The organism is Klebsiella quasivariicola, from assembly GCF_002269255.1.
Lineage (GTDB): Bacteria > Pseudomonadota > Gammaproteobacteria > Enterobacterales > Enterobacteriaceae > Klebsiella > Klebsiella quasivariicola.
The window spans coordinates 843390-864389 of sequence record NZ_CP022823.1 but is presented as its reverse complement, the minus strand read 5'-3'; the positions used below and the strand labels follow the sequence as shown (position 1 = coordinate 864389).

Here is a 21000-nt window from a genome sequence, read left to right as displayed (position 1 = left end):
ACGGCAAGCACTGTAAGAGCTGACGGAATAATGGCATTACCGTCATATATAAGTATCTCTGCAAAATGAATCATCAATTTTCAGAAGACTTCTGACACAAAGCCGACCATCAGTCCCTCTCAATTAATGAACACATCTAATAAACCCTAGCTAATTACCCCATCTAATCGAAAAAATCACTTTGCGTTATGCTTTTCCAACACAACAGCTGAAGGATAACGTCATGCAAACTGTAAAACTGAACAACGGTATTGAAATGCCCCTGTTGGGCTTTGGTGTATTTCAGATGTCTGATGCCGCCGAATGCGAAAGGGCCGTGATTGATGCCATTGATACGGGATACCGTCTGATTGATACCGCCGCGTCTTACCAGAATGAAACCCAGGTCGGGAACGCACTGAAACAGACCGGTATCGCCCGTAACGAACTCTTTGTTACCACTAAACTTTGGCTACAGGATACCAATTACGAAGGCGCTAAAGCACAGTTCGAACGCTCCCTGAATCGGCTGCAACTTGATTACGTCGACCTGTATCTGATTCACCAGCCTTATGGCGATGTCCATGGAGCATGGCGTGCTATGGAAGAACTGCAGCAGGCTGGCAAAATTCGTGCTATCGGCGTAAGCAACTTCCATCCTGATCGATTGGCCGACCTTATCGCCTTCAACAAAGTGGCTCCTGCGGTGAACCAGATTGAGGTTAACCCCTTCAACCAGCAGCTGCATGCCGTTCCATGGAATCAAAGCCATGGCATCCAGCCGGAAGCCTGGGCACCGTTTGCAGAGGGTAAAAATGGCCTGTTCCAGCATCCCGTGTTAACGGCAATTGGCCAGAAGTACGGCAAAAGCGTGGGTCAGGTTGTGCTGCGTTGGATCTTCCAGCGAGGCATCGTTTCGCTGGCGAAATCGGTGCGCAAAGAACGCATGGAAGAGAACATCAATATTCTCGATTTTGAACTCAATTCTGAAGATATGCTGCAGATTGCTGCCCTCGACACTGCAACCAGCGCCTTCTTCTCTCACCGCGACCCGGCGATGGTGGAATGGCTGACTGGCCGCAAACTTGATGTTTAAGCCGCGATAAAAGAGGTATTCATTCAATGCAAAAACGTTATCTGGGTAAATCCCGACTCGAAGTCTCCGCGCTTGGGCTCGGTTGCATGGGCTTAAGCCACGGCTATGGTCCGGCGACCGATACTCGTCAGGCTATCGAGCTCATTCGCGCAGCGGTTGAACGTGGCGTCACCTTCTTCGATACCGCTGAAGTGTATGGCCCCTTCCTCAATGAAGAAGTTGTCGGCGAAGCCTTAAAACCGTTTCGTGACCGTGTGGTCATTGCCACTAAGTTTGGTTTTACTTTTGGCGACGACAACAAGCAGCAGATTTTAAACAGCCGTCCGGAGCATATCCGTGAAGCTGTGGAAGGATCATTACGCCGTCTTAAGACTGATATCATTGACCTGCTATACCAACACCGTGTCGATCCGGATGTCCCGATTGAAGATGTTGCCGGTACGGTAAAAGATCTGATAGCTGAAGGCAAAGTTAAACATTTCGGTCTGTCCGAAGCGGGTGCGCAAACCATTCGTCGTGCGCATGCCGTACAACCTGTCACGGCGCTGCAAAGCGAATACTCCATGTGGTGGCGCGAGCCTGAGCAGGAGATCCTGCCGTTGCTGGAGGAACTGGGTATTGGTTTTGTACCCTTCAGTCCATTAGGTAAGGGCTTCCTGACAGGAGCGATTAGGCCAGGAACCACTTTTGGCAAGGATGACTACCGCAGCACCGTGCCGCGTTTCGCCGAGCAGGCGATTGAAGCCAATGAAAAGCTGGTCTCATTGCTGGGTGAACTGGCGGCAGAGAAAGGCGTGACGTCTGCACAAATCGCGCTGGCATGGCTGCTGGCACAAAAGCCGTGGATTGTTCCTATCCCTGGTACCACGAAACTGCACCGGCTGGAAGAAAACCTGGGGGCCGCCGACATCATCCTTTCTCAGGATGACTCGCGAAAGATAACCCAGGCGCTTGAAACGATTAAAATCGTCGGCGAGCGTTACTCTCCTGAGCATCGGGCTCGCGTAGGTCGTTAATACCCGGACGGGTCCGTACTCTATTGCGGACCCTTATTTCGTTTGATTAATCAGCCAGATAACTCAGATAGTTTTGAATCAGGTACATATCTGCTAACGCCATAGTGATAGATGCCGCCGGAGAAGTCGTGAATAGACATGCCGGAAACAGATTATCCTGCCTACCCCCGCACCATTTCATGAACCTGTTTGTATTAGCTTTAAATTTGTGATCCATATTGCAAAAACGGTTTAAAAGCCAGAAACAAAAAAACAAACTAAATCAAACAAGTAATTGAGAGTTAATCATTCATAAATATGACAAAAGTCACAAAATCACAATCAGGTAACTATTTTTAAGAAAAGGTCACTTTTTTACTATGTCATCACCGTTGCGAACAGTGAAAGATAGCGAGATCGGCAACACGTTGACGCGCACAATAGCATTCAGGAGTTGAGATGGCGGTGGTTATAACCTATGTATGTGAGCTTCATGAAGGTGTTCATGCCCGGCCTGCCGGATACATCGCGCGACTATGTAATCTTTTCCAGGCAGATATCGACTGGGAAAACACCCGTACGGGACTACTGGCAAATGCGAAAAGCGCCCTCTCGCTGATTGCCAGTGACACGCTGGTAAACGATACATGCCGCATCACCCTTTGCGGAGAGGATGAAACGCAGGCCGCAGTCCAGTTGCGCACGCTGCTTTCCGATCTCCCGACTTTTAGCCTTGAACCGGAACCAATAACCACGCAGGGGTATCTGCCCCGCTGCCTGCGCGAGTTGAACCCACAGGTGATTCAGGGAACTCGCATAAATAAAGGCGCAGCCATCGCCAGACCACAGATAATGCAGAGCCTGACTTTCACCGATATTATCGCCCGCAATCCAGGGCATATCGGCAATATTGAAAGTGAAAAAGCCCGCTTTCTTGCCGGGTTAGATTCATTACGCGTAGAGCAAGAAGCCGCCCTCGCAAAAACCCATGGTATTGAACACGACCTTATTGCGGCACATCTATCTCTGATAACCGACATCGCATTTCAGGATAGTGCGATCGGTTATCTGAATAACAACATGAATGCCTGGTCGGCCATCGCGCAGGCGTCCCTTGACTTTTGCCATCAGCTTGAGCGCTCGCCCAGCAAGTATCTGCAGGAGCGCGCCCTGGATATTCTTGATATTGCGACGCAGCTCATCAGTACGATCTATGGCGAACAGGCTCTGGCTTACCACCCGCCTTTGCTAAATGAACCGACGATTGTTTTCACCAATCATTTGACCCCCAACCAGTTTCTGGCGCTAAACCGCAAACACCTTGCAGGTCTGGTGCTGTCCTCTACGGGGAAAACCTCCCATACAGCCATACTGGCTCGTTCGTCAGGTATCCCAACCCTGGCGGATATCGATTTTTCATCGCTGGATTTCGATGTCGATCAGCTGATAATCATTGATGGTGAGCCGGGGATCCTGATTACTCATCCGGATGAGAAAGTTCTGCGCTACTACCGTCATGAAATTGCCGTCCAGCAGGAAATGCAGCAGCGGCTGCGGGAAAAAGCTTTAGCGCCCGCAAGAACCCGCGACGGGCATCGCGTAGAGGTAGCCGCTAATATTGCAAGCCTTGCCGAAGCGCAGGCGGCCTTTGAAAACGGCGCGGAAAGCATCGGCCTGTTTCGCACCGAGATAACCTATATGGGCCGCGATTGCCCGCCCTCCTGCGCTGAACTGACAGACCTGTATAAACAGGTTGTTACTCTGGCAGGGGGGAAGCCCGTTATCTTTCGCACCTTCGATATCGGCGGTGATAAACCGGTTGGATATCTAAGCGTCGACAATGAAGAAAACCCGTTTCTTGGTTTCCGGGCAGTGCGTACTTATCCGCAATATCGCGACCTTTTTTCCACCCAACTGAAGGCTATTCTGAGCGCCTCAGCATCAGGTAAAGCCAAAATTATGCTGCCGATGATTTCTCGGGTGGAAGAACTTATCTGGTGTCGTGAGGTACTGGAATCGGTTAAACAGGAGATGCGCCACGAGGGTCTGGCATTTGATGAACAGACAGCGCTCGGAATCATGCTGGAAGTACCTTCGGTACTTTTCTCTATGGCGGAGATGGCAGAACATGCGGATTTCTTCAGCGTGGGCAGTAATGACCTGACGCAATACTTTTTCGCCGCTGACCGGGGTAATGCCCAGGTAAAAACGCTTTATGACAGTTACACTCCACCGTTTTTACGCGCCCTGCAGTTCGCAGTGAAAGAGGCTCATCGCGCCGGTAAGCCTGTCGGGTTGTGCGGTGAACTCGCTGCTGACGAAACCATTCTCCCACTGCTTATCGGCATTGGCTTTGATGAATTGAGTATGAACTGCACCGCGATTCCGGGGATTAAGCACGCCCTGGGCCAACTCAGTGCCGGAGATTGCCGGTCGCTGACGCAGAATCTTTTGCAAAATCACAACGCACAACAGTTCAAAGCCGCATTACAAAACTCGAGCGTTAGTGCGGCGCAAAAGCCGCTGCTGTCGCCGGAGATGGTTTTGTGGGGAATTGACGCCGCTGATAAAAACGAGGCTATCAAAATGATGGTTGATAACCTGTGGCTTCAGCAGCGCACCAATACTCGTGACAGGCTCTGCAGTGATATCTGGGCTCGCGAAGTGCCTTTTCCTACCGTCGTTGGCTCGGGCTTTGCTATCCCCCATGCCCAAACGGACGCTGTCAGGGATTCCTCCGTCAGTATTGCCACGCTCAGGCAACCTATCGCCTGGGGCGGCGTCATGGTGGATACCCTATTCATGCTGACGATTAGCAAATCCGCGCAGGATAACGAGCATATGAAGTACTTCTCCACCCTGGCGCGCATGCTCATGAATGATGAATTTGTCAGCCAGATTAAAGCGGCAAAAAGCCCGGAAGCGCTTTACACGCTGATATCCAGAACTCTGGTCTTCTGAGCAGCAAACGTTACGAGGCTGACATGTTAAAACTATTAAAAAATACTAAACGACATTTTATGACCGGCGTCTCCTACATGATCCCGTTTGTCGTCGCTGGTGGTGTTCTGTTGGCGCTCGCGGTGATGTTTAACGGGGAAGCCGCCGTACCGGACCATGGTTTCCTGAAGGCCATGTCGCAAATTGGTATGGCTGGCTTAACCCTGTTTATCCCCATCCTGTCAGGATTTATCGCGTATTCGATGGTCGATAAACCGGGCATCGCGCCGGGTGCCATCGGCGGCCTGATGGCTTATCAGATGGGCGCCGGATTTTTAGGCGGCATGCTCTCCGGGATTATTGCCGGGCTGGTCGTCTATGTTCTGTTGAACCTGATCGCCCGGCTTAAAATCCCCCACTTCCTGCGCATGGTATTACCGATATTTATTATTCCGCTGATCGGGACCTTCCTCACCGGCATGGCGGTGTATTACATCATTGGCGACCCGATTGCCGGGCTGATGAAGTGGCTTAGCGTCTGGCTTGGCAATATGCAGGGCGCGTCGTTTATTATCCTCGGTACCATCCTGGGCTGCATGATCGCCGTTGACATGGGCGGCCCAATGAATAAAACCGCTTTTTTCTTTGCTGTTGCACTGATCTCAACGAACCCGCAGCTGATGGCGGCAGTCGCTGCCGCCGACTGTACTCCGCCTCTGGGGCTGGCGCTGGCAACCTTTCTGTTTAAAGACATCTTTAATGATGTGGAGCGAGAAGCCGGTAAGCCAGCGATAATTATGGGCTTTATGGGGATAACAGAAGGGGCAATTCCGTTTGCGGCGGCGGATCCGGTACGGGTGATCCCGGCAATTATGCTTGGCAGTGCGGTTGCGGCGATCCTCTCACTATGGTTTGGCGCAACCAACGCCGCCCCGTGGGGCGGACTTATCGTATTACCGGTAGTCAGCAACCATTTTGGCTACATCGTTTCGGTGGTCGCCGGGAGCATCACCACCGCCTTTGCGGTGAAAGTCCTGAAGACAGTTATCAAACCTCGGGCATAATATGGCTACGTTTATTCAATCTATTCTCAGTGAATTCAGCGCTCAGGGCTCGATAGACAAAGGCGTCATGGTAGCTAACGGCAATACGCAGGCTCCGGCGATGGCCTACCATCTGCACGTTCCGCGCATTGAGTTGACGGTAAAGGGCACACTTCGCATGCTGCTGCCGAAAGGCGTGGACCGCATCGTGAAATATGAACGTCCGGTCGGCACCATCACCTATATCCCCGCCAATAGCTGGAACTCGCCGCTGTGGGAAAGCCCGGTTATTTGCATGTCGATAGTCTTCTGGAAGCAGGACGTCGGTTTCAGCATCAGCAACTGGGATGGCACGCAGTTTAAAGAGGTAGAGAAGTACAATCTGCAAAACTCCAGCAGTACGGTTCGCGATCGGCTTCTCGACCTGGCTGAATCGCTGGCGTGGTCGCAAGATACCACCAGCGAGACCTTTGCCCACGTGGTCTATGCGCTGCTTAACGACCTGCTATATCAAATTACCGATGGCCTGAATAACCAGCGGGCTCCCTTCTCACTGCTGGACGAAATTAAGAGCCATATCGATAGTCACTACCACACGGACATTAGCCGGGAAAGCGTCGCCGAAACGTTTAATATTTCCCCAGGCTATCTGTCGCGTCTGTTTTCGAAGGAGTCAGACGTGAAATTTAACGAATATCTCAAGTTAGCCCGCATTTCACGTTCAAAAACGCTGCTGACCAATACCAATCTGAAAATAAACGAAGTTTCAGAAAAGTGCGGTTTCACAGATACTAACTATTTCTGCAAGGTGTTTCGCGATATCAACGACTGTACGCCGCTTGAATACCGCCGCAAAAATAAAGGAGCAAGATCATGACCACTCGTGCAACAAGAGATGAGATTCAGCCTTTCTCCAGCGAACGTCATCTGCATATTGTGGCGGTGACCGCGTGCGCGACCGGCGTGGCGCATACGTACATGGCCGCAGAGCAGCTGGAAAAACTGGCGAAGCAGTATCACTTTGCGATCAAAATTGAGACTCAGGGCGTACTGGGGCTTAAGAATCCAATTACCGATAAAGATATTTTCGAGTCTGAGCTCACCATCATCGCATCCGATATTACTATCGATAATCCTTCACGCTTTGAGGGTTGCCGTATTCTGAATGTTTGTATTAATTCGCTGTTACTCAAACCAACTGAGGTTATCGCCGCCATTCGTAAGTCTTTAAATCTGCCGCGAGGCAATGTTATTGACCTGTAGGTGGTTTTCCCTGGCTCTAACAGTCCAGTCTCAAAACCGCACAGACACGCCGAACTTCCTCTCCCATTATTGGGAGAGGGTTTAACCCACAAGATTTTTAGCCAGGAAGCGCATAAAGCTCGGCTATCCGCCCCCCGCCGTGCTGTTCCAGAAACGTCAGCACTCGTCGCACAGAGGTATTCAGCACTCTTGATGCTGGAAAATCAGCCTCCACCAGCAGATGCTGACAGGCGCTAAAGTCCCCCAGAGAAAACGCGCTGTGTGAATCGCTACCCAATGAGAGAAGTCCGCCGCTGTCGCGCACGGCTGCTACAATTTTGCAACAGTTCCCCTCACTGCCCTTACGTGAATGGACGAAAGAGGCGTTATTAACCTCCAACGCCACATGACACTCCTTAGCCGCGGCCACCACCGCCGGGATATCAATTGGATACTCCGGGTTACCGGGGTGGCTGATAATATGGACCTTCCCGCTCGCTATTACTGCAATCAGCGCATCGGTATTGGTGGTAATGTCCGCAGGCGCAAACACCTGCTTATGGAATCCGGCAATCACTAAATCCAGCGACGCACGCATTTTGTCGCTGCAGTCGGTCTCACCACCAGGTTTGATATTGGCCTCAATACCGCGCAGGATCCCCACACCATCGACAACGCGCGGCAGCACACGCAAATTATTAAAGTGAAACGGATGCGGCGCATCAACCATTTCCGGGCCATGGTCGGTAATGGCGATCAGGCGAATATGTTTACGCACCGCGGCGGCGATATAGTCATGAACCGTACTATAGGCGTGGGTGCTGGCCAGGGTATGCATATGAAGGTCGACGGGATACATGTTATCTCTCCCCTTAATGAAAAACGGCCCCTTAGCATGTAAGAGGCCGTTAAAGGTTAAGCCAGAAGCGCTTTTGCCTGCTGCAACACCACCTCAACGGTAATGCCAAACTCCTGATAAAGCTGTTCCGCCGGGGCGGACTCGCCGTAGGTCTGCATACCGATAATCGCGCCGTTCAGCCCGACATATTTAAACCAGTAATCCGCGATCCCCGCTTCCACGGCAATACGCGCAGAAACCGCTTGCGGCAACACCACTTCACGATACGCCGCATCCTGCTTGTCGAAGACATCGGTGGACGGCATGGAGACCACCCGCGCCTTCACACCTTCAGCCGTCAGTTGCTGCCATGCGGCTACCGCCAGCTCCACCTCCGAGCCGGTCGCGATAAGGATCAGCTGCGGTTGCCCCTCGCAATTCTTCAGTACATAGCCGCCGCGCGCGATATCCTGCACCTGCTGCCAGGTCCGTTCCTGCTGGGTCAGGTTTTGCCGGGAAAAAATCAGCGCCGTAGGACCAACCTGGCGCTCAACACCATATTTCCACGCCACCGCCGACTCCACCTGATCGCAGGGACGCCAGGTGCTGAGGTTCGGCGTCATGCGCAGTGAGGCAATTTGCTCGACAGGCTGATGGGTCGGGCCATCTTCGCCCAGGCCAATAGAGTCGTGGGTGTAAACCATCACCTGACGCTGCTTCATCAGCGCCGCCATGCGCACCGCGTTGCGTGCGTATTCGACAAACATCAGGAACGTCGAGGTGTACGGCAGGAAGCCACCGTGCAGCGCAATACCGTTGGCGATAGCAGTCATACCGAACTCACGCACGCCGTAGTGAATGTAGTTCCCGGCGCTGTCTTCGTTAATCGCTTTAGAGCCGGACCACAAGGTCAGGTTCGATGGAGCCAGATCCGCAGAGCCGCCGAGGAATTCCGGCAACAGTGGACCGAAGGCTTCAATCGCATTCTGCGAGGCTTTACGGCTGGCGATTTTCGCCGGTTTGGCCTGCAATTTTTCAATAAACGCCTGCGCCTTGCTGGCAAAATCTGCAGGCAGTTGCCCATTCACCCGACGGGTAAATTCATCTGCCAGCTCGGGGAACGCTTTCGCGTATGTGGCAAACTGCTGGTTCCACGCAGCCTCCTTAGCCTGCCCTGATTTGCGGGCGTCCCACTGCGAAGCTATCTCAGTGGGGATAACAAACGGTGGATACGGCCAGTCCAGCGCTTCACGCGTTGCCGCCACTTCAGCCTCGCCCAGCGGCGCGCCGTGGACATCATGAGTACCCGCTTTATGCGGAGAGCCAAAACCAATCACCGTTTTGCAGATAATTAACGTCGGCATGGTGGTAATCGACTTTGCAACATCAATCGCGGCACGGATGGATTCAGGATCATGCCCATCGACTCCGCGTACCACATGCCAGCCGTAAGCCTCAAAGCGTTTGGCGGTGTCGTCGGTGAACCATCCCTCGACGTGACCATCGATAGAGATGCCGTTATCGTCGTAGAACGCCACCAGCTTACCGAGCTTCAGCGTCCCGGCCAGGGAGCAAACTTCATGAGAAATGCCCTCCATCATGCAACCGTCGCCCATAAAGGTATATGTGAAGTGATCGACAATGTCGTGGCCCGGGCGGTTAAATTGCGCCGCGAGAGTTTTCTCGGCGATAGCCATGCCGACCGCATTGGCTATCCCCTGCCCCAGCGGCCCGGTGGTGGTTTCGATGCCCGCGGTGTAACCCACTTCCGGGTGCCCCGGCGTTTTCGAATGCAGCTGACGGAAGTTTTTCAGCTCATCAATCGGCAAATCGTAGCCGGTAAGGTGCAGCAGGCTGTAGAGCAGCATTGAGCCGTGACCGTTGGAGAGTACAAAACGGTCGCGGTTGGCCCACGCGGGGTTATTCGGGTTATGGTTGAGAAAATCCCGCCACAGGACTTCGGCAATATCCGCCATTCCCATCGGTGCGCCCGGATGACCGGAATTTGCCCGCTGAACGGCATCGACACTCAGCATACGGATGGCATTGGCCAGGGTTTTTCGTGATGGCATTTAAAACTCCCTCTGAATCTTAAGTAAAAAATCTGCCTCGCCCTTGCGCGTTACGCGTAGGTCGAGGTAGTTATCAATGGTTTTCCAGGTATCGATATCGTGAACTACAGACTGGCGGGTCAGGACTTCAACCACCACGCACCCTGCCTGGGTGGCAGAAAGCAGACCGGCAGTGGAGTCTTCAAAAGCGAGGCAATTAGCGGGAGAAAGACCGAGTCGGGCTGCACCCGTCAGGAACGGCTCCGGATGCGGCTTGCCATGATGAATATCTTCGCTGGTCACCAGCACCGGCGGAACGGGGAAACCGGCTTGTCGGATCCGTGCTGAGGCAACCTTCAGCGACCCGGAAGTCACAATGGCCCAGGGGACCTGCAACTGCTCAAGCTGGCGGAGAAAATCAACAGCCCCGTTAACCGCAGTGATGCCGTCAGTATTGCTCGCTTCAAACTCTTCCAGCGCGAGAAATTCGTCGATGATGATCTGTTCGCTGGCATCGGGCATAAAGTGGCGCAGCGTACTCAAAGCGGGTTTACCGTGGAGATAATGGCATACCGCCCTCGGATCCAGCTCTTTTGTAGTGGCCCATAAACGCCAGGAGGTCTCAACGAAATCCAGCGAGTTCACCAGCGTCCCGTCTAAATCCAGTAATATTCCACGAAAATGCATCGTAATTACCACAATGAAATAAATAGAGTGTGTATTATTTTGTACTCCATTACCCATGACCATTGAATAGAAAGAAAGTCACTTTAATAGCAATTACGTGACCACTGCTCACCCGTTAATAATAGTGCGGCTGCCATCACAATTACTTAAATCATCTCGCAATACACACATCACAGTAATTCTATATAATTTCATGACCTCGATCACAAAATAATAATCAGGCTTTTTTATTCAAGCAAAGGTCACTTTTTTTCTATTCAAAGCTAGCTGAGAACGATGAAGGATATAAAACATGAAAGGCAGGCACTCAAACCTGCAGAAAAAATTAATTAGCCAAGGCTAAAAGATTATCGGGAGCAATGATGTCACAGATAATTACGTATCAATGTGAGCTGAAGGATGGTATTCACGCCAGACCGGCGGGACATATCGAACGATTGTGTAATACCTTTCAATCTGAGGTGTGCTGGAATAATATTCGCAGCGGCATTCAGGGTAATGGTAAAAGCGCTCTCTCGATTGTCGCCACCGATACCTTACTCAACGACGCCTGTGAAATTACCATCAGCGGTAAAGATGCTGCAAACGCGGCTCAGCAGCTGAGTGCGCTGCTTAAAAAACTGCCCTCCTTCGAGGTTAGCCATGCAGATGAAGCCGCAGTGCCTGCGGGCTATCTCCCGCGTTCGCTGCGGGAGACTCAGCTCAGTTTTATTCAGGGTTCACGCATCAGCGGCGGTGTTGCCATTGCCAAACCCGTTCGTATTCAGAGCCTGTCTCTGGACGAAATGCTGGCGCGTAACCCGGGCGGTGAGTATTCCACGGAGCATCAGCAGCGTATTTTTCTGGCGGGTTTAGAGGCGCTTAAGCAAGAGAAGCAGGCTGCGCTGGAAATTAAAAAAGGCGTTGAACACGATATTTTACAGGCGCATTTTTCCATTATCACCGATGCGACCTTTCAAAGCCATATCTCCTCGGCGATTTCCGGTGGTGACAATACCTGGGATGCGGTGATTAAAGCTGCAATGGAATTCTGTGAAATTCTTACTCGCTCATCAAGCAAATACATTAAAGAGCGGACCCTGGATGTTCTCGATATTACCGGACAATTACTTTCTGCGATCTATGGCCCGGGTATATTACCGCAGAACAGTCTTGAATTAACGCAACCATCGATTATTCTGGCCAACAGTCTGACACCAAGCCAGTTTCTCGGGATCAATAAAGAGTTTCTTGCCGGGATGGTATTATCCGCCACGGGTAAAACGTCGCACACCGCTATCCTTGCACGTTCGCTCGGTATCCCGACTCTGACCGATATTGATTTTTCGACCCTGCAGCTGAATGCAGACATGGACATTATTATCGATGGCAATCCGGGTATTTTAATTATCGCACCGGATGAGAAAGTTCTGCGCTATTATCAGAGTGAAATTGCCGTTCAGCAGAGTATGCAGCAGCAAATGCTGGCTAACGTCTATCAGGCAGCAACCACCAGCGATCATCATAGCGTTGAGATAGCCGCCAATATTGCCAGCCTGGCGGAAGCCGAGGCAGCCTTCAGTAACGGCGCTGAAGGCATCGGACTATTTCGTACCGAAATGTCATTCATGGACCGCGAATCCGCACCGGACTACCACGAACTGGCTGAGCTCTACAGCCAGGTGATACAGGTTGCACAAGGGAAGCCGGTTATCTTCCGCACCTTCGACATTGGCGGTGATAAGCCTGTCGACTATATGAGCATCGGCGAAGAAGAAAACCCGTTTCTCGGCTTCCGGGCGGTGCGAACTTATCCGCGTTATCGCGACCTTTTCGCCATGCAGCTCAAGGCTATCCTCAGCGCCTCGGCTTTTGGCGATGCCAAAATCATGATCCCGATGATCGCCAATGTTGATGAAGTTATCTGGTGCCGTGAAGTCCTCGAAGAGGTCAAAAGTACGATGCGTGATGAAGGGCTGGCATTCAACGACAGCATCTCGCTCGGCGTGATGCTGGAGATCCCCTCCGTTATCTTCGCGATTAGTGAAATAGCGGAATACGCGGATTTCTTCAGCGTGGGCAGCAACGACCTGACGCAGTACTTTTTTGCCGCCGACCGTGGAAATACGCAGGTTGAGGCGGTATACGACAACTATTCCCCGGCATTCCTGCGCGCCATGCAGTATGCCGCCGACGAAGTCCACCGCGCGGGCAAGTGGATAGGTATCTGCGGAGAATTGGGTGCAAGCAAAGATTTTCTGCCGCTATTCGTTGGCATGGGCTTTGACGAACTCAGCATGAGCGGCACCTCGATTCCGGGTGTAAAACATGCGCTGCGCGAGCTGAGTTATGCCAAATGCCAGGGGCTGTCGCAGAACATTGTGGCGTTAAAACGTTCCGCTGATGTCAAAGCCGCGCTGCGTTCACCGGACGTAAAAGCGGTCAGCAAAATGCCGATCCTCGCCCCGGAGTTTATTCTTTGCGGACTACAGGCCAGAGATAAAAACGAAGTTATCAAAAAGATGACCGACAATCTGTGGCTGCACCATCGCACCGAGAATCGGGATCAATTAACCGATGATATCTGGGCCCGCGAAGACTCATTCTCCACCGCCGTGGGCTATGGCTTCGCCATTCCGCACACCAAGTCAGACCATATTCACTACTCCACCATCAGTATGGCAACCCTTGCGTCGCCCATTATGTGGGGCGATCAGGAAGTCGAAACCGTATTCATGCTGACGGTGAGTAAATCCGCCGACCCTAATGAGCATATGAAATATTTCTCCACGCTTGCCCGAAAGCTAATGAAAGAGGATTTCCGCAATGAAATAAAACAGGCCGAAAACGTCAACGTACTCTACAACCTGATGGCCAATACTTTGGCCGTATGAAATCAGGATTTATTAAGCAATGTTTAAAACCACAGCCAAATAAAAAATCAGGAGTCACTCATGAAGATTGTCGGAGTCGCAGCATGCATTACCGGTGTCGCCCACACCTATATGGCACAGGAAGCTATCGAGCAGGAGTGCAAAAAAAGAGGTTATGACGTCAAGGTCGAAACTCAGGGCGGCATGGGAATTGAAAATGAATTAAGCGAAGATGAGATTGCCGAAGCGGACGTGGTTATTCTGGCGATTGCTATTGGTATAGAAGGCGTCGAGCGTTTTGAAGAAAAAGAAGACGCCGGGCTGGTTATTTCGCTGAATCCGGCGGAAGTGGTTCGCGATCCGGAAGCTATTATTGACCGGGCTGAGAAACTGGCGCAATAAACTACCCCGTCGGTCCTGATTTACTTTCGGCATTCGGTACCGGCGAATAATAACGTTAATTAAATTTCTGCGAACGCTGTATTTCAATTATGACGCAAAAGCGCCCGGGGATGACTACGCCCGTATACCGTGGTCACCCCATAAAAATACAGGGTATCGGGAGGATAAAAAATGTCGGAAAAAGCAAAAGCCATTAAGGATGATTTAGTCAAAGCGTTTAGTACCGGCGTGTCATATATGATGCCGGTGGTGGTAGTCGGCGGCATCTGTCTGGCGCTCTCCCTGGTTGGCGGTGAGCCGGTCGCGGGCAAAGGCATGGTAGTGACCAACCCATTCTTATTAAACCTCGGCGCTATCGGCAGCGCGGGCCTCGGGATGATGATCCCGGTGCTGGCGGCCTATATTTCCTATTCTATTGCCGGTAAACCGGGGCTGACTCCGGGTTTAATCACCGGCTTTATGGCCAGCACGCCGCTGGGCGCGGACCACGTAGTAACCGGTTTTCTCGGCGCGATGCTGCTCGGGATCCTCAGCGGCTACGTTGCCAAATGGGTAAAAGGCTGGAAAGTCGGTAAGGCGCTGATGCCGGTTATGCCGATCATGATTATTCCTATCGTCTCAAGCGTCATTGTCGGCATGCTCTATCTGTACGTGCTAATTGGCCCCATCGGTTTTGCCATGAAATGGCTTGTTTCCATGCTCTCTAATATGCAGGGAAGCAGCGGCGTCATTTTAGGCCTTATTCTCGGCGCCATGGCGGCCTTTGATATGGGCGGGCCGGTCAATAAAACCGCAACGGCATTTACACTCGCATTAATGGCTGAAGGTATTTATGGTCCGAACGGTGCTTACCGTATTGCCTGCGCTATTCCGCCGCTGGGCATTGCCCTCTCCACTTTTATTTCCCAGCGCAAATGGGCTGAAGATGAAAGACGAATGGGCACCTCTGCTGCCTTTATGGGATTAATTGGCATTACCGAAGGAGCTATTCCTTTCGCCGTTAAAAACCTGAAGACCGTGCTACCGTCAATTATTATCGGTAGCGCCGTCGGTGCCGGTCTGGCTATGGTTCACGGCGTTGAATCTATGGTTCCCCATGGTGGATTAATTGCCATTGCTGGCGTCAATAAAGCACCAATGTGGTACGTCATCGATATGATTATCGGCGTTATTGTCACAGCAATCTGTTTGCATATTCTGCGCCCCAATATTAGCGAGCCGGTAAAAAAAGAGTCGGCTAAAAAAACAATCACTTCTGATATGAATAAAGTCTGAGGAGTTATCATGAAAAACACAATGAAACAGTACGTCGATTATATTGTTAACGGTGGCAAATCAACAATGCTGGGAATTGGCCCAATGTCTCCGGCATTAATTCAGGCCTGTTTTGAACTGGGTAAAGAAAAAGATCTGCCGCTGATGTTTATTGCCAGCCGTAACCAGGTTGATGCCGATGAGTTCGGCGCAGGTTACGTTAATAACTGGGATCAATTTCGCTTTGCCGCCGACCTGAAAGCGATGGCGGAAAAAGTCGGCTTCGACGGTGATTATTTCCTCTGTCGTGACCACGGCGGTCCGTGGCAGCGTGATAAAGAGCGTAAAGACCATATTCCGGAAGCCGAAGCGATGGAACTGGCCCGCCGCTCCTATCAGATTGATATGGACGCCGGTTTCGACCTGCTGCATATCGACCCGACAAAAGACCCGTACGTCGTCGGTAAAGTTATTGATATCGAACTGGTTCTGAGCCGCACGGTTGAGCTGATTCGCTTCTGCGAAGAGTACCGCAAGGCCAATAACCTGAAAGAGTTTTTCTATGAGGTCGGTACCGAGGAGACCAACGGCGGCCTGACCGACGTCAGCGCCTATGAAGGGTTTATTATCGAGCTGAATAAACGTCTTGCTGCCGAATCGCTGCCGCAGCCGCTGTTTATCGTCGGCCAGACCGGCACCCTGACCCGCCTGACCAAAAACGTTGGCCATTTTAACGATAAGCAGTCCGCAGAGCTTTCGGCTATCAGCACCCGTCACGGCGTCGGTCTGAAAGAGCATAACGGCGACTACCTGCCGGATGAAATTCTACTGAAGCATCCGGGTCTGGGCATCACGGCAATGAACGTCGCCCCAGCCTACGGTACCATTGAAACCCGCGCTTATCTGAAGCTGGCGGAAGTCGAGAAAGATCTGGCGGCGAAAGGCTTTATCAAGTCGGCGTCTGATTTAAAAACCGTCCTGACCCGCGAGTGCGTACTGAGCCACAAATGGGAAAAATGGATGACCGATGAGCACAAAAACAAGTCCGAGGAGCAGATCTTTAACGAACCAGAATTGTTGAAAGAGATTCTCGAACTTAGCGGCCACTACAACTACGAAAAACCGGAAGTCGTCAAAGAGATGCAAACCATGTTTGCCAATCTGAAGTCGTTTGGCGTCGAGCCTGAGCGTTACGTGGTCAATAAAATTAAAGATATGATCCAGAACGAAGCCGAATGCTTCAATATGCCAGGCCTGACCTCCCGCGTCGCGCAGGCAAAATAATCCCCCATCCAGCCAACAATAAGGAGGGGCCTTGCCTCCTCCTTGTTGTTTCCAGCCCTATTATTGAAAAACAGGTCATAGCTATGAATCAGCTTGAACAACTAAAGCAGCGGACAACCATTGTTGCCGACAGCGGGGACATTGACAGCATTATGGCTTATCAGCCTGAAGATGCGACTACCAACCCTTCGCTTATCTATAAGGCAGCGCAGCTTCCGCAGTATCAGAAACTGGTGAAAGATGCCGTCGCGGCGGTGAAGTCTCGCCAGAATGGAAAACCGGTACAGCCTGCAGATATTGCCGATTATCTGGCGGTGAGTATCGGGGCGCTGATCCTGAAAAGCGTTCCGGGTCGTATTTCAACTGAAGTGGATGCCCGCCTCTCGTTTGATACCCAGGCCAGTATTGCTAAAGCGCGGGAAATTATTGCGCTGTATAAAGAGAAAGGGATTGGTAAAGACCGGGTTTTGATTAAACTGGCCGCCACCTGGCAAGGGATCCGCGCGGCAGAAACGCTGGAAAAAGAGGGTATCCAGTGCAACCTGACGCTACTGTTCTCCTTTGCCCAGGCCAGAGCCTGCGCCGATGCCGGTGTTTTCCTGATTTCCCCATTTGTCGGTCGCATCTACGACTGGTACAAGAAAAACAACCCTGACACCACGTTCACCGTCGATAACGATCCGGGCGTCGATTCGGTACAGAAGATCTATCGCTTTTATAAAATGCACGGTTACCGGACGGTGGTGATGGGGGCCAGCTTCCGCACGCCGGAACAGGTGCTGGCGCTTAACGGCTGCGATCGTCTGACCGTTTCCCCGGCGTTGCTGGCGCAGTTGCAGCAAACTCAGGGGGCGGTACCAATGCCGCTGACGTATGAAGGTGAAATCCAGGCGAAGCCCACAGCGATGACCGAGGCTGAGTTCTACTGGGCTCATAATCAGGATGCGATGGCAGTGGAAAAGCTCGCCGAAGGTATTCGCCTGTTTGCCGTGGACCAGAACAGTCTTGAGGCACTGCTGAGTCAATATCTGTAAGCTCCCCTTGCAAATATCCTATGCAGGTAGTTGATTCTTAGACGGGTCCGCAGTAAATATCGGACCCATTATTCCACGTAGCGAAGTGCATCGATCATCAGCGCAAAAGCGGGCGGATGCTGCTTACGGCTCGGGTAGTAAAGATAGTATCCGGGGAAAGATGGGCACCAGTCCTGCAGAACCTGAATAAGCTCTCCTGACTTTATATAATCCTGCACCCTGTCTTCAGGTATGCAGGCAATGCCAAAACCAGATAACGCCGCATCAATCCTTTCTGCCTGCAGATTAAACGTGACCTGCCCTTCCACTCTGACCCGTAACGGTTTCCCTTCCTTCTCAAACTCCCAGTGGTAAAGCCCACCGGCTGTCGGCAGGCGCATATTGATACACCGATGATTTTGCAGCGCGTGCGGCGTTTCAGGTGCAGGATTTGCAGCGAAGTAAGATGGTGCCCCTACCACAGCCATTCTCATGTCCGGCCCAATTCTTACCGCAATCATGTCCTTATCCACGCTTTCGCCCAGGCGGATCCCGGCGTCAAAACGCCCCTCAACAATATCGACAAAGCCGTTATCAACCACCAGTTCAACATTGATTTCCGGATATTCCCTGAGGAAGGGTTTTAGCTTCGGCCATACCAGACTTCGCACGGCATGCTCCCCGGCAGATAAACGGATATTGCCGGAGGCAGTGCCGTTCAGCTGAACGAGCGATTCAAGTTCCTGCTCAAGATCGGCAATACGCGGTTCAAGGCAGGCAATAATTCTCTCACCGGCCTCTGTAGGGGCAACGCTTCGGGTCGTGCGGGTCAGAAGGCGGATATTCAGCCTTTCCTCCAGGGCCTTCATCGCGTGGCTGAGTGCAGACTGAGAAACGCCCAGTTTGCCCGCTGCTTTGGTAAAACTTCGCTCCCTTGCCACCACAAGAAAGATTTGCAGTTCGTTGAAATTTTCTTTGAGCATCGGCGATTTCCTTATGGAGGCATTCCCTTCATCGCACACTCATGAAGGGTGTTCATAGACACAATCATTTTAGCCCCATTACTGACATTAATGATAATTGATATTCTGACCGTATCGAAAATAAGTTTGAATTATCAGTAGGCTTATCATGAGAATACTCGTTGCAGGGGCGACAGGAAGTATTGGCCTTCATGTCGTCAATACCGCTATCAAAATGGGCCATCAGCCTGTAGCGCTGATCCGAAATAAGCGCAAAGTGAAATTGCTTCCTCAGGGAACAGATATTTTTTACGGCGATGTTTCATTGCCTAAAACACTCACCGAATTACCGAAAGATATTGATGCTATCATCTTCACTCTCGGTTCCGATGGTCAGGGTCGTATTGGTGCCAGGGCGATAGATTATGGCGGAGTGCGCAATATTTTACGAATATTCAGGGACGTATCTGTTCGTATCAGCCTGATGACCACGATTGGCGTGACTGAACGACTCAGCACCTGGAATCAACGCACTGAGGTTCATGACTGGAAAAGACGTGCCGAGCGTCTGGTCAGGGCCACTGGTCACCCCTATACCATCGTCAGGCCCGGCTGGTTTGATTACAACAATGATGATGAACACCGAATCGTTATGCTTCAGGGGGATCGTCGCCACGCAGGAACACCGGAAGATGGCGTGATATCCCGGGAACAAATCGCCCAGGTTCTGGTCAGTGCCCTGACCAACGACGAGGCAAAAAATAAAACTTTTGAGCTGGTGGCCGAGCGAGGCGAAGCACAGCAGGATCTTACCCCACTGTTTGCAGATCTGCAGACTGATGATCCACAAAAAAATGATGGGGTTTTAGACATAGACAATATGCCTCTCAGGGAAGAACCGGAGTGCATTGTTAACGAGCTGAATTTGTATTCAAAAAAATTAACTAATCTACAACCCTGACAATTTTGTCATATAGCGGTCAGTCTTATGACAGCTTAGGTCTGTATATTTGAATATATAGACAGTGGGCGTTCCCCCCTGATACTAGTTCAGTTTCAAACATAGAGTTTAAAGAGGTATTAGATATGAAAGCACTACTTATTGCTACATTGGTCATGGGATTTATTTCTGTGAATTCCGTTTCTGCTGCTCAAGAAATTAATCATGCAGATGGGAAAGAAAAGATCGGTGTCGTCTCGGCAAGCAATGCCTATACACTTGATGAGTTATCGGATGCGCTCTCTCGTAAGGCTGATGAGCAAGGAGCAACATCGTTCAAAATTCTGTCAACCACGGGGAATAATCGACTGCACGGGGTTGCTGAAATCTATAAGTAAATCATTAGCATCTCGAACAGGATGTGTCTCAACTCTCTTATAGTGAGCGTCGATTTATGTTCAGAACAGAAGACATCATCGATGATGATAACTCAATGGATTGATTCAAACTTACACATAAACCGCTGAAGATAGAGGATGTTGCTGCGCGGGCAGGATAGTCCAGGTGGCATCTTCAGCGGATTTTTGTGCAGGTGAAATAATTTATTTACTCCTTCTTTCCATGATAATTATAGAAATGTGCAGATACACCACTTCTGGACTTTATAGATAGCTCTTCATGCCTGTCTCTATAATAAAAATAAAGCTCATCGACAATATTTTTACAAGAAGAAAGAGCGCTTTGTATTTCATTAACTACAAGATCGTATATTTTATCTCTTGATTTTTCATATATTACATTTAAATCATATCCTTCTAGGTGTGAACCATAGCCCTCTATCCACGACATATTCTTAAACATCTCATCATCATCAGTGTATAAATTACAGAATCCCTTATGAGCTCTTGTATTTCTATCTGTACGTAGAGGACCACCAGAGGAATCAATTATTTTTAAGTTACTCAAAATATCAGCATGAGTGTCTTTAATAATCTTACCGAATTGTTTAATATTTAAATAGTAATCTGGGATATTAAGTTCTAAAACCTCATTAACAAAATGAAAGGTTATATCGCGAAGGCTTGAAAATCTAAATAATGCCAAATCAACAATTGCCTTAAGCCAATCATATCGATTTATATTTTTTACTTTTGAAACCAATGGCAAATTATTAACCCCTAGCATTTGAGGGATGACTCTTAAATCTACGAATTGTTGTTCTAATGCGTTAAATCTAATATAGGTCAAATGCGCATATGCCATATGGGGATCTGCTTTAGAGAACTCATTCCAATCAGCGTAGGAATGATCATACAGAAAATATGTATTAATCGAATCATAAAGTACCCCTTTGAAAGCAGTCCCCTCCAGATCCCACCAATAATAATCATCTTTCATGAAAAGCCTCGCTGAAGTTAAATG

General features: G+C 50.5%; 18 protein-coding genes. 13 read left to right on the top strand and 5 right to left on the bottom strand.

From position 1 onward, the window contains the following. The first annotated feature begins 223 nt into the window (after nt 1–223). The 6 genes from B8P98_RS04370 to B8P98_RS04345 all read left to right on the top strand — a co-directional run bounded on the left by B8P98_RS04370 (nt 224) and on the right by B8P98_RS04345 (nt 7316). On the top strand, nt 224–1075 hold the full coding sequence (locus B8P98_RS04370) for an aldo/keto reductase (protein WP_095032760.1): 852 nt from the start codon (nt 224–226) through the stop codon (nt 1073–1075). Nucleotides 1076–1101: 26 nt separating this feature from the next. Beyond that, a complete protein-coding gene (locus B8P98_RS04365) occupies nt 1102–2091 on the top strand; it encodes an aldo/keto reductase (protein ID WP_095032759.1) in 990 nt (329 codons plus the stop codon). 438 nt (nt 2092–2529) lie between these two features. Beyond that, nucleotides 2530–5031 carry a phosphoenolpyruvate--protein phosphotransferase gene (gene ptsP / locus B8P98_RS04360; protein ID WP_095032758.1) on the top strand — a complete coding sequence of 834 codons (2502 nt, stop codon included), beginning with the start codon at nt 2530–2532 and terminating at the stop codon, nt 5029–5031. 23 nt (nt 5032–5054) lie between these two features. Then, a complete protein-coding gene (locus tag B8P98_RS04355; RefSeq protein ID WP_024274694.1) occupies nt 5055–6074 on the top strand; it encodes a PTS fructose transporter subunit IIC in 1020 nt (339 codons plus the stop codon). Between the two features lies 1 nt (nt 6075). Beyond that, nucleotides 6076–6930 carry a helix-turn-helix domain-containing protein gene (locus tag B8P98_RS04350; protein WP_032729062.1) on the top strand — a complete coding sequence of 285 codons (855 nt, stop codon included), beginning with the start codon at nt 6076–6078 and terminating at the stop codon, nt 6928–6930. Continuing rightward, entirely contained in the window at nt 6927–7316 is a 390-nt protein-coding gene (locus B8P98_RS04345; RefSeq protein WP_001515329.1) for a PTS fructose transporter subunit IIB, read from the top strand. The genes B8P98_RS04350 and B8P98_RS04345 overlap by 4 nt, the downstream gene beginning before the upstream one ends. A gap of 97 nt (nt 7317–7413) precedes the next feature. Here B8P98_RS04345 and B8P98_RS04340 read toward each other — a convergent pair whose 3' ends face one another. Genes B8P98_RS04340 through B8P98_RS04330 form a run of 3 tightly spaced genes read right to left on the bottom strand, consistent with a single transcriptional unit; the run spans nt 7414 to nt 10871 of the window. Next, the gene (locus B8P98_RS04340; RefSeq protein ID WP_095032757.1) at nt 7414–8154 is read right to left on the bottom strand and encodes a phosphatase; all 741 of its coding nucleotides are present in this window, start codon (nt 8152–8154) and stop codon (nt 7414–7416) included. A gap of 56 nt (nt 8155–8210) precedes the next feature. Beyond that, nucleotides 8211–10205: a transketolase gene (tkt, locus tag B8P98_RS04335; protein WP_095032756.1), complete on the bottom strand. Its 1995-nt coding sequence runs from the start codon at nt 10203–10205 to the stop codon at nt 8211–8213. Continuing rightward, nucleotides 10206–10871, bottom strand: a complete 666-nt coding sequence (locus B8P98_RS04330; protein ID WP_167382641.1) for an HAD-IA family hydrolase — start codon at nt 10869–10871, stop codon at nt 10206–10208. A 362-nt stretch (nt 10872–11233) separates the two neighbouring features. Between B8P98_RS04330 and ptsP (B8P98_RS04325) the strand changes: the two genes are divergently transcribed. From ptsP (B8P98_RS04325) to tal, 5 genes are all read left to right on the top strand, one after another. Continuing rightward, nucleotides 11234–13744, top strand: a complete 2511-nt coding sequence (gene ptsP / locus B8P98_RS04325; RefSeq protein WP_095032754.1) for a phosphoenolpyruvate--protein phosphotransferase — start codon at nt 11234–11236, stop codon at nt 13742–13744. Between the two features lie 60 nt (nt 13745–13804). After that, nucleotides 13805–14125 carry a PTS fructose transporter subunit IIB gene (locus B8P98_RS04320; RefSeq protein ID WP_095032753.1) on the top strand — a complete coding sequence of 107 codons (321 nt, stop codon included), beginning with the start codon at nt 13805–13807 and terminating at the stop codon, nt 14123–14125. A gap of 171 nt (nt 14126–14296) precedes the next feature. Then, nucleotides 14297–15400, top strand: coding sequence for a PTS fructose transporter subunit IIC (locus B8P98_RS04315; RefSeq protein WP_095032752.1), 1104 nt, complete (start codon nt 14297–14299; stop codon nt 15398–15400). 9 nt (nt 15401–15409) lie between these two features. After that, the gene (locus B8P98_RS04310) at nt 15410–16663 is read left to right on the top strand and encodes a class II D-tagatose-bisphosphate aldolase non-catalytic subunit (RefSeq protein WP_095032751.1); all 1254 of its coding nucleotides are present in this window, start codon (nt 15410–15412) and stop codon (nt 16661–16663) included. A gap of 83 nt (nt 16664–16746) precedes the next feature. Continuing rightward, nucleotides 16747–17697, top strand: a complete 951-nt coding sequence (gene tal, locus B8P98_RS04305) for a transaldolase (RefSeq protein ID WP_095032750.1) — start codon at nt 16747–16749, stop codon at nt 17695–17697. A 68-nt stretch (nt 17698–17765) separates the two neighbouring features. On the opposite strand, the gene B8P98_RS04300 is transcribed toward tal, so the two are convergent. Beyond that, the gene (locus B8P98_RS04300) at nt 17766–18659 is read right to left on the bottom strand and encodes a LysR family transcriptional regulator (RefSeq protein WP_095032749.1); all 894 of its coding nucleotides are present in this window, start codon (nt 18657–18659) and stop codon (nt 17766–17768) included. Nucleotides 18660–18807: 148 nt separating this feature from the next. On the opposite strand from B8P98_RS04300, the gene B8P98_RS04295 reads away from it, so the two are divergent. Both B8P98_RS04295 and B8P98_RS04290 read left to right on the top strand, forming a co-directional pair. Next, complete coding sequence (locus tag B8P98_RS04295; RefSeq protein WP_095032748.1) at nt 18808–19599, top strand: SDR family oxidoreductase; 792 nt, start codon at nt 18808–18810, stop codon at nt 19597–19599. A gap of 125 nt (nt 19600–19724) precedes the next feature. Then, on the top strand, nt 19725–19976 hold the full coding sequence (locus B8P98_RS04290; protein WP_063850127.1) for a YdgH/BhsA/McbA family protein: 252 nt from the start codon (nt 19725–19727) through the stop codon (nt 19974–19976). A gap of 208 nt (nt 19977–20184) precedes the next feature. Here the strand turns inward: B8P98_RS04290 and B8P98_RS04285 are convergent, their stop codons facing one another. Continuing rightward, nucleotides 20185–20976: a Cthe_2314 family HEPN domain-containing protein gene (locus tag B8P98_RS04285; RefSeq protein WP_095032747.1), complete on the bottom strand. Its 792-nt coding sequence runs from the start codon at nt 20974–20976 to the stop codon at nt 20185–20187. Between the last annotated feature and the right edge of the window lie 24 nt (nt 20977–21000).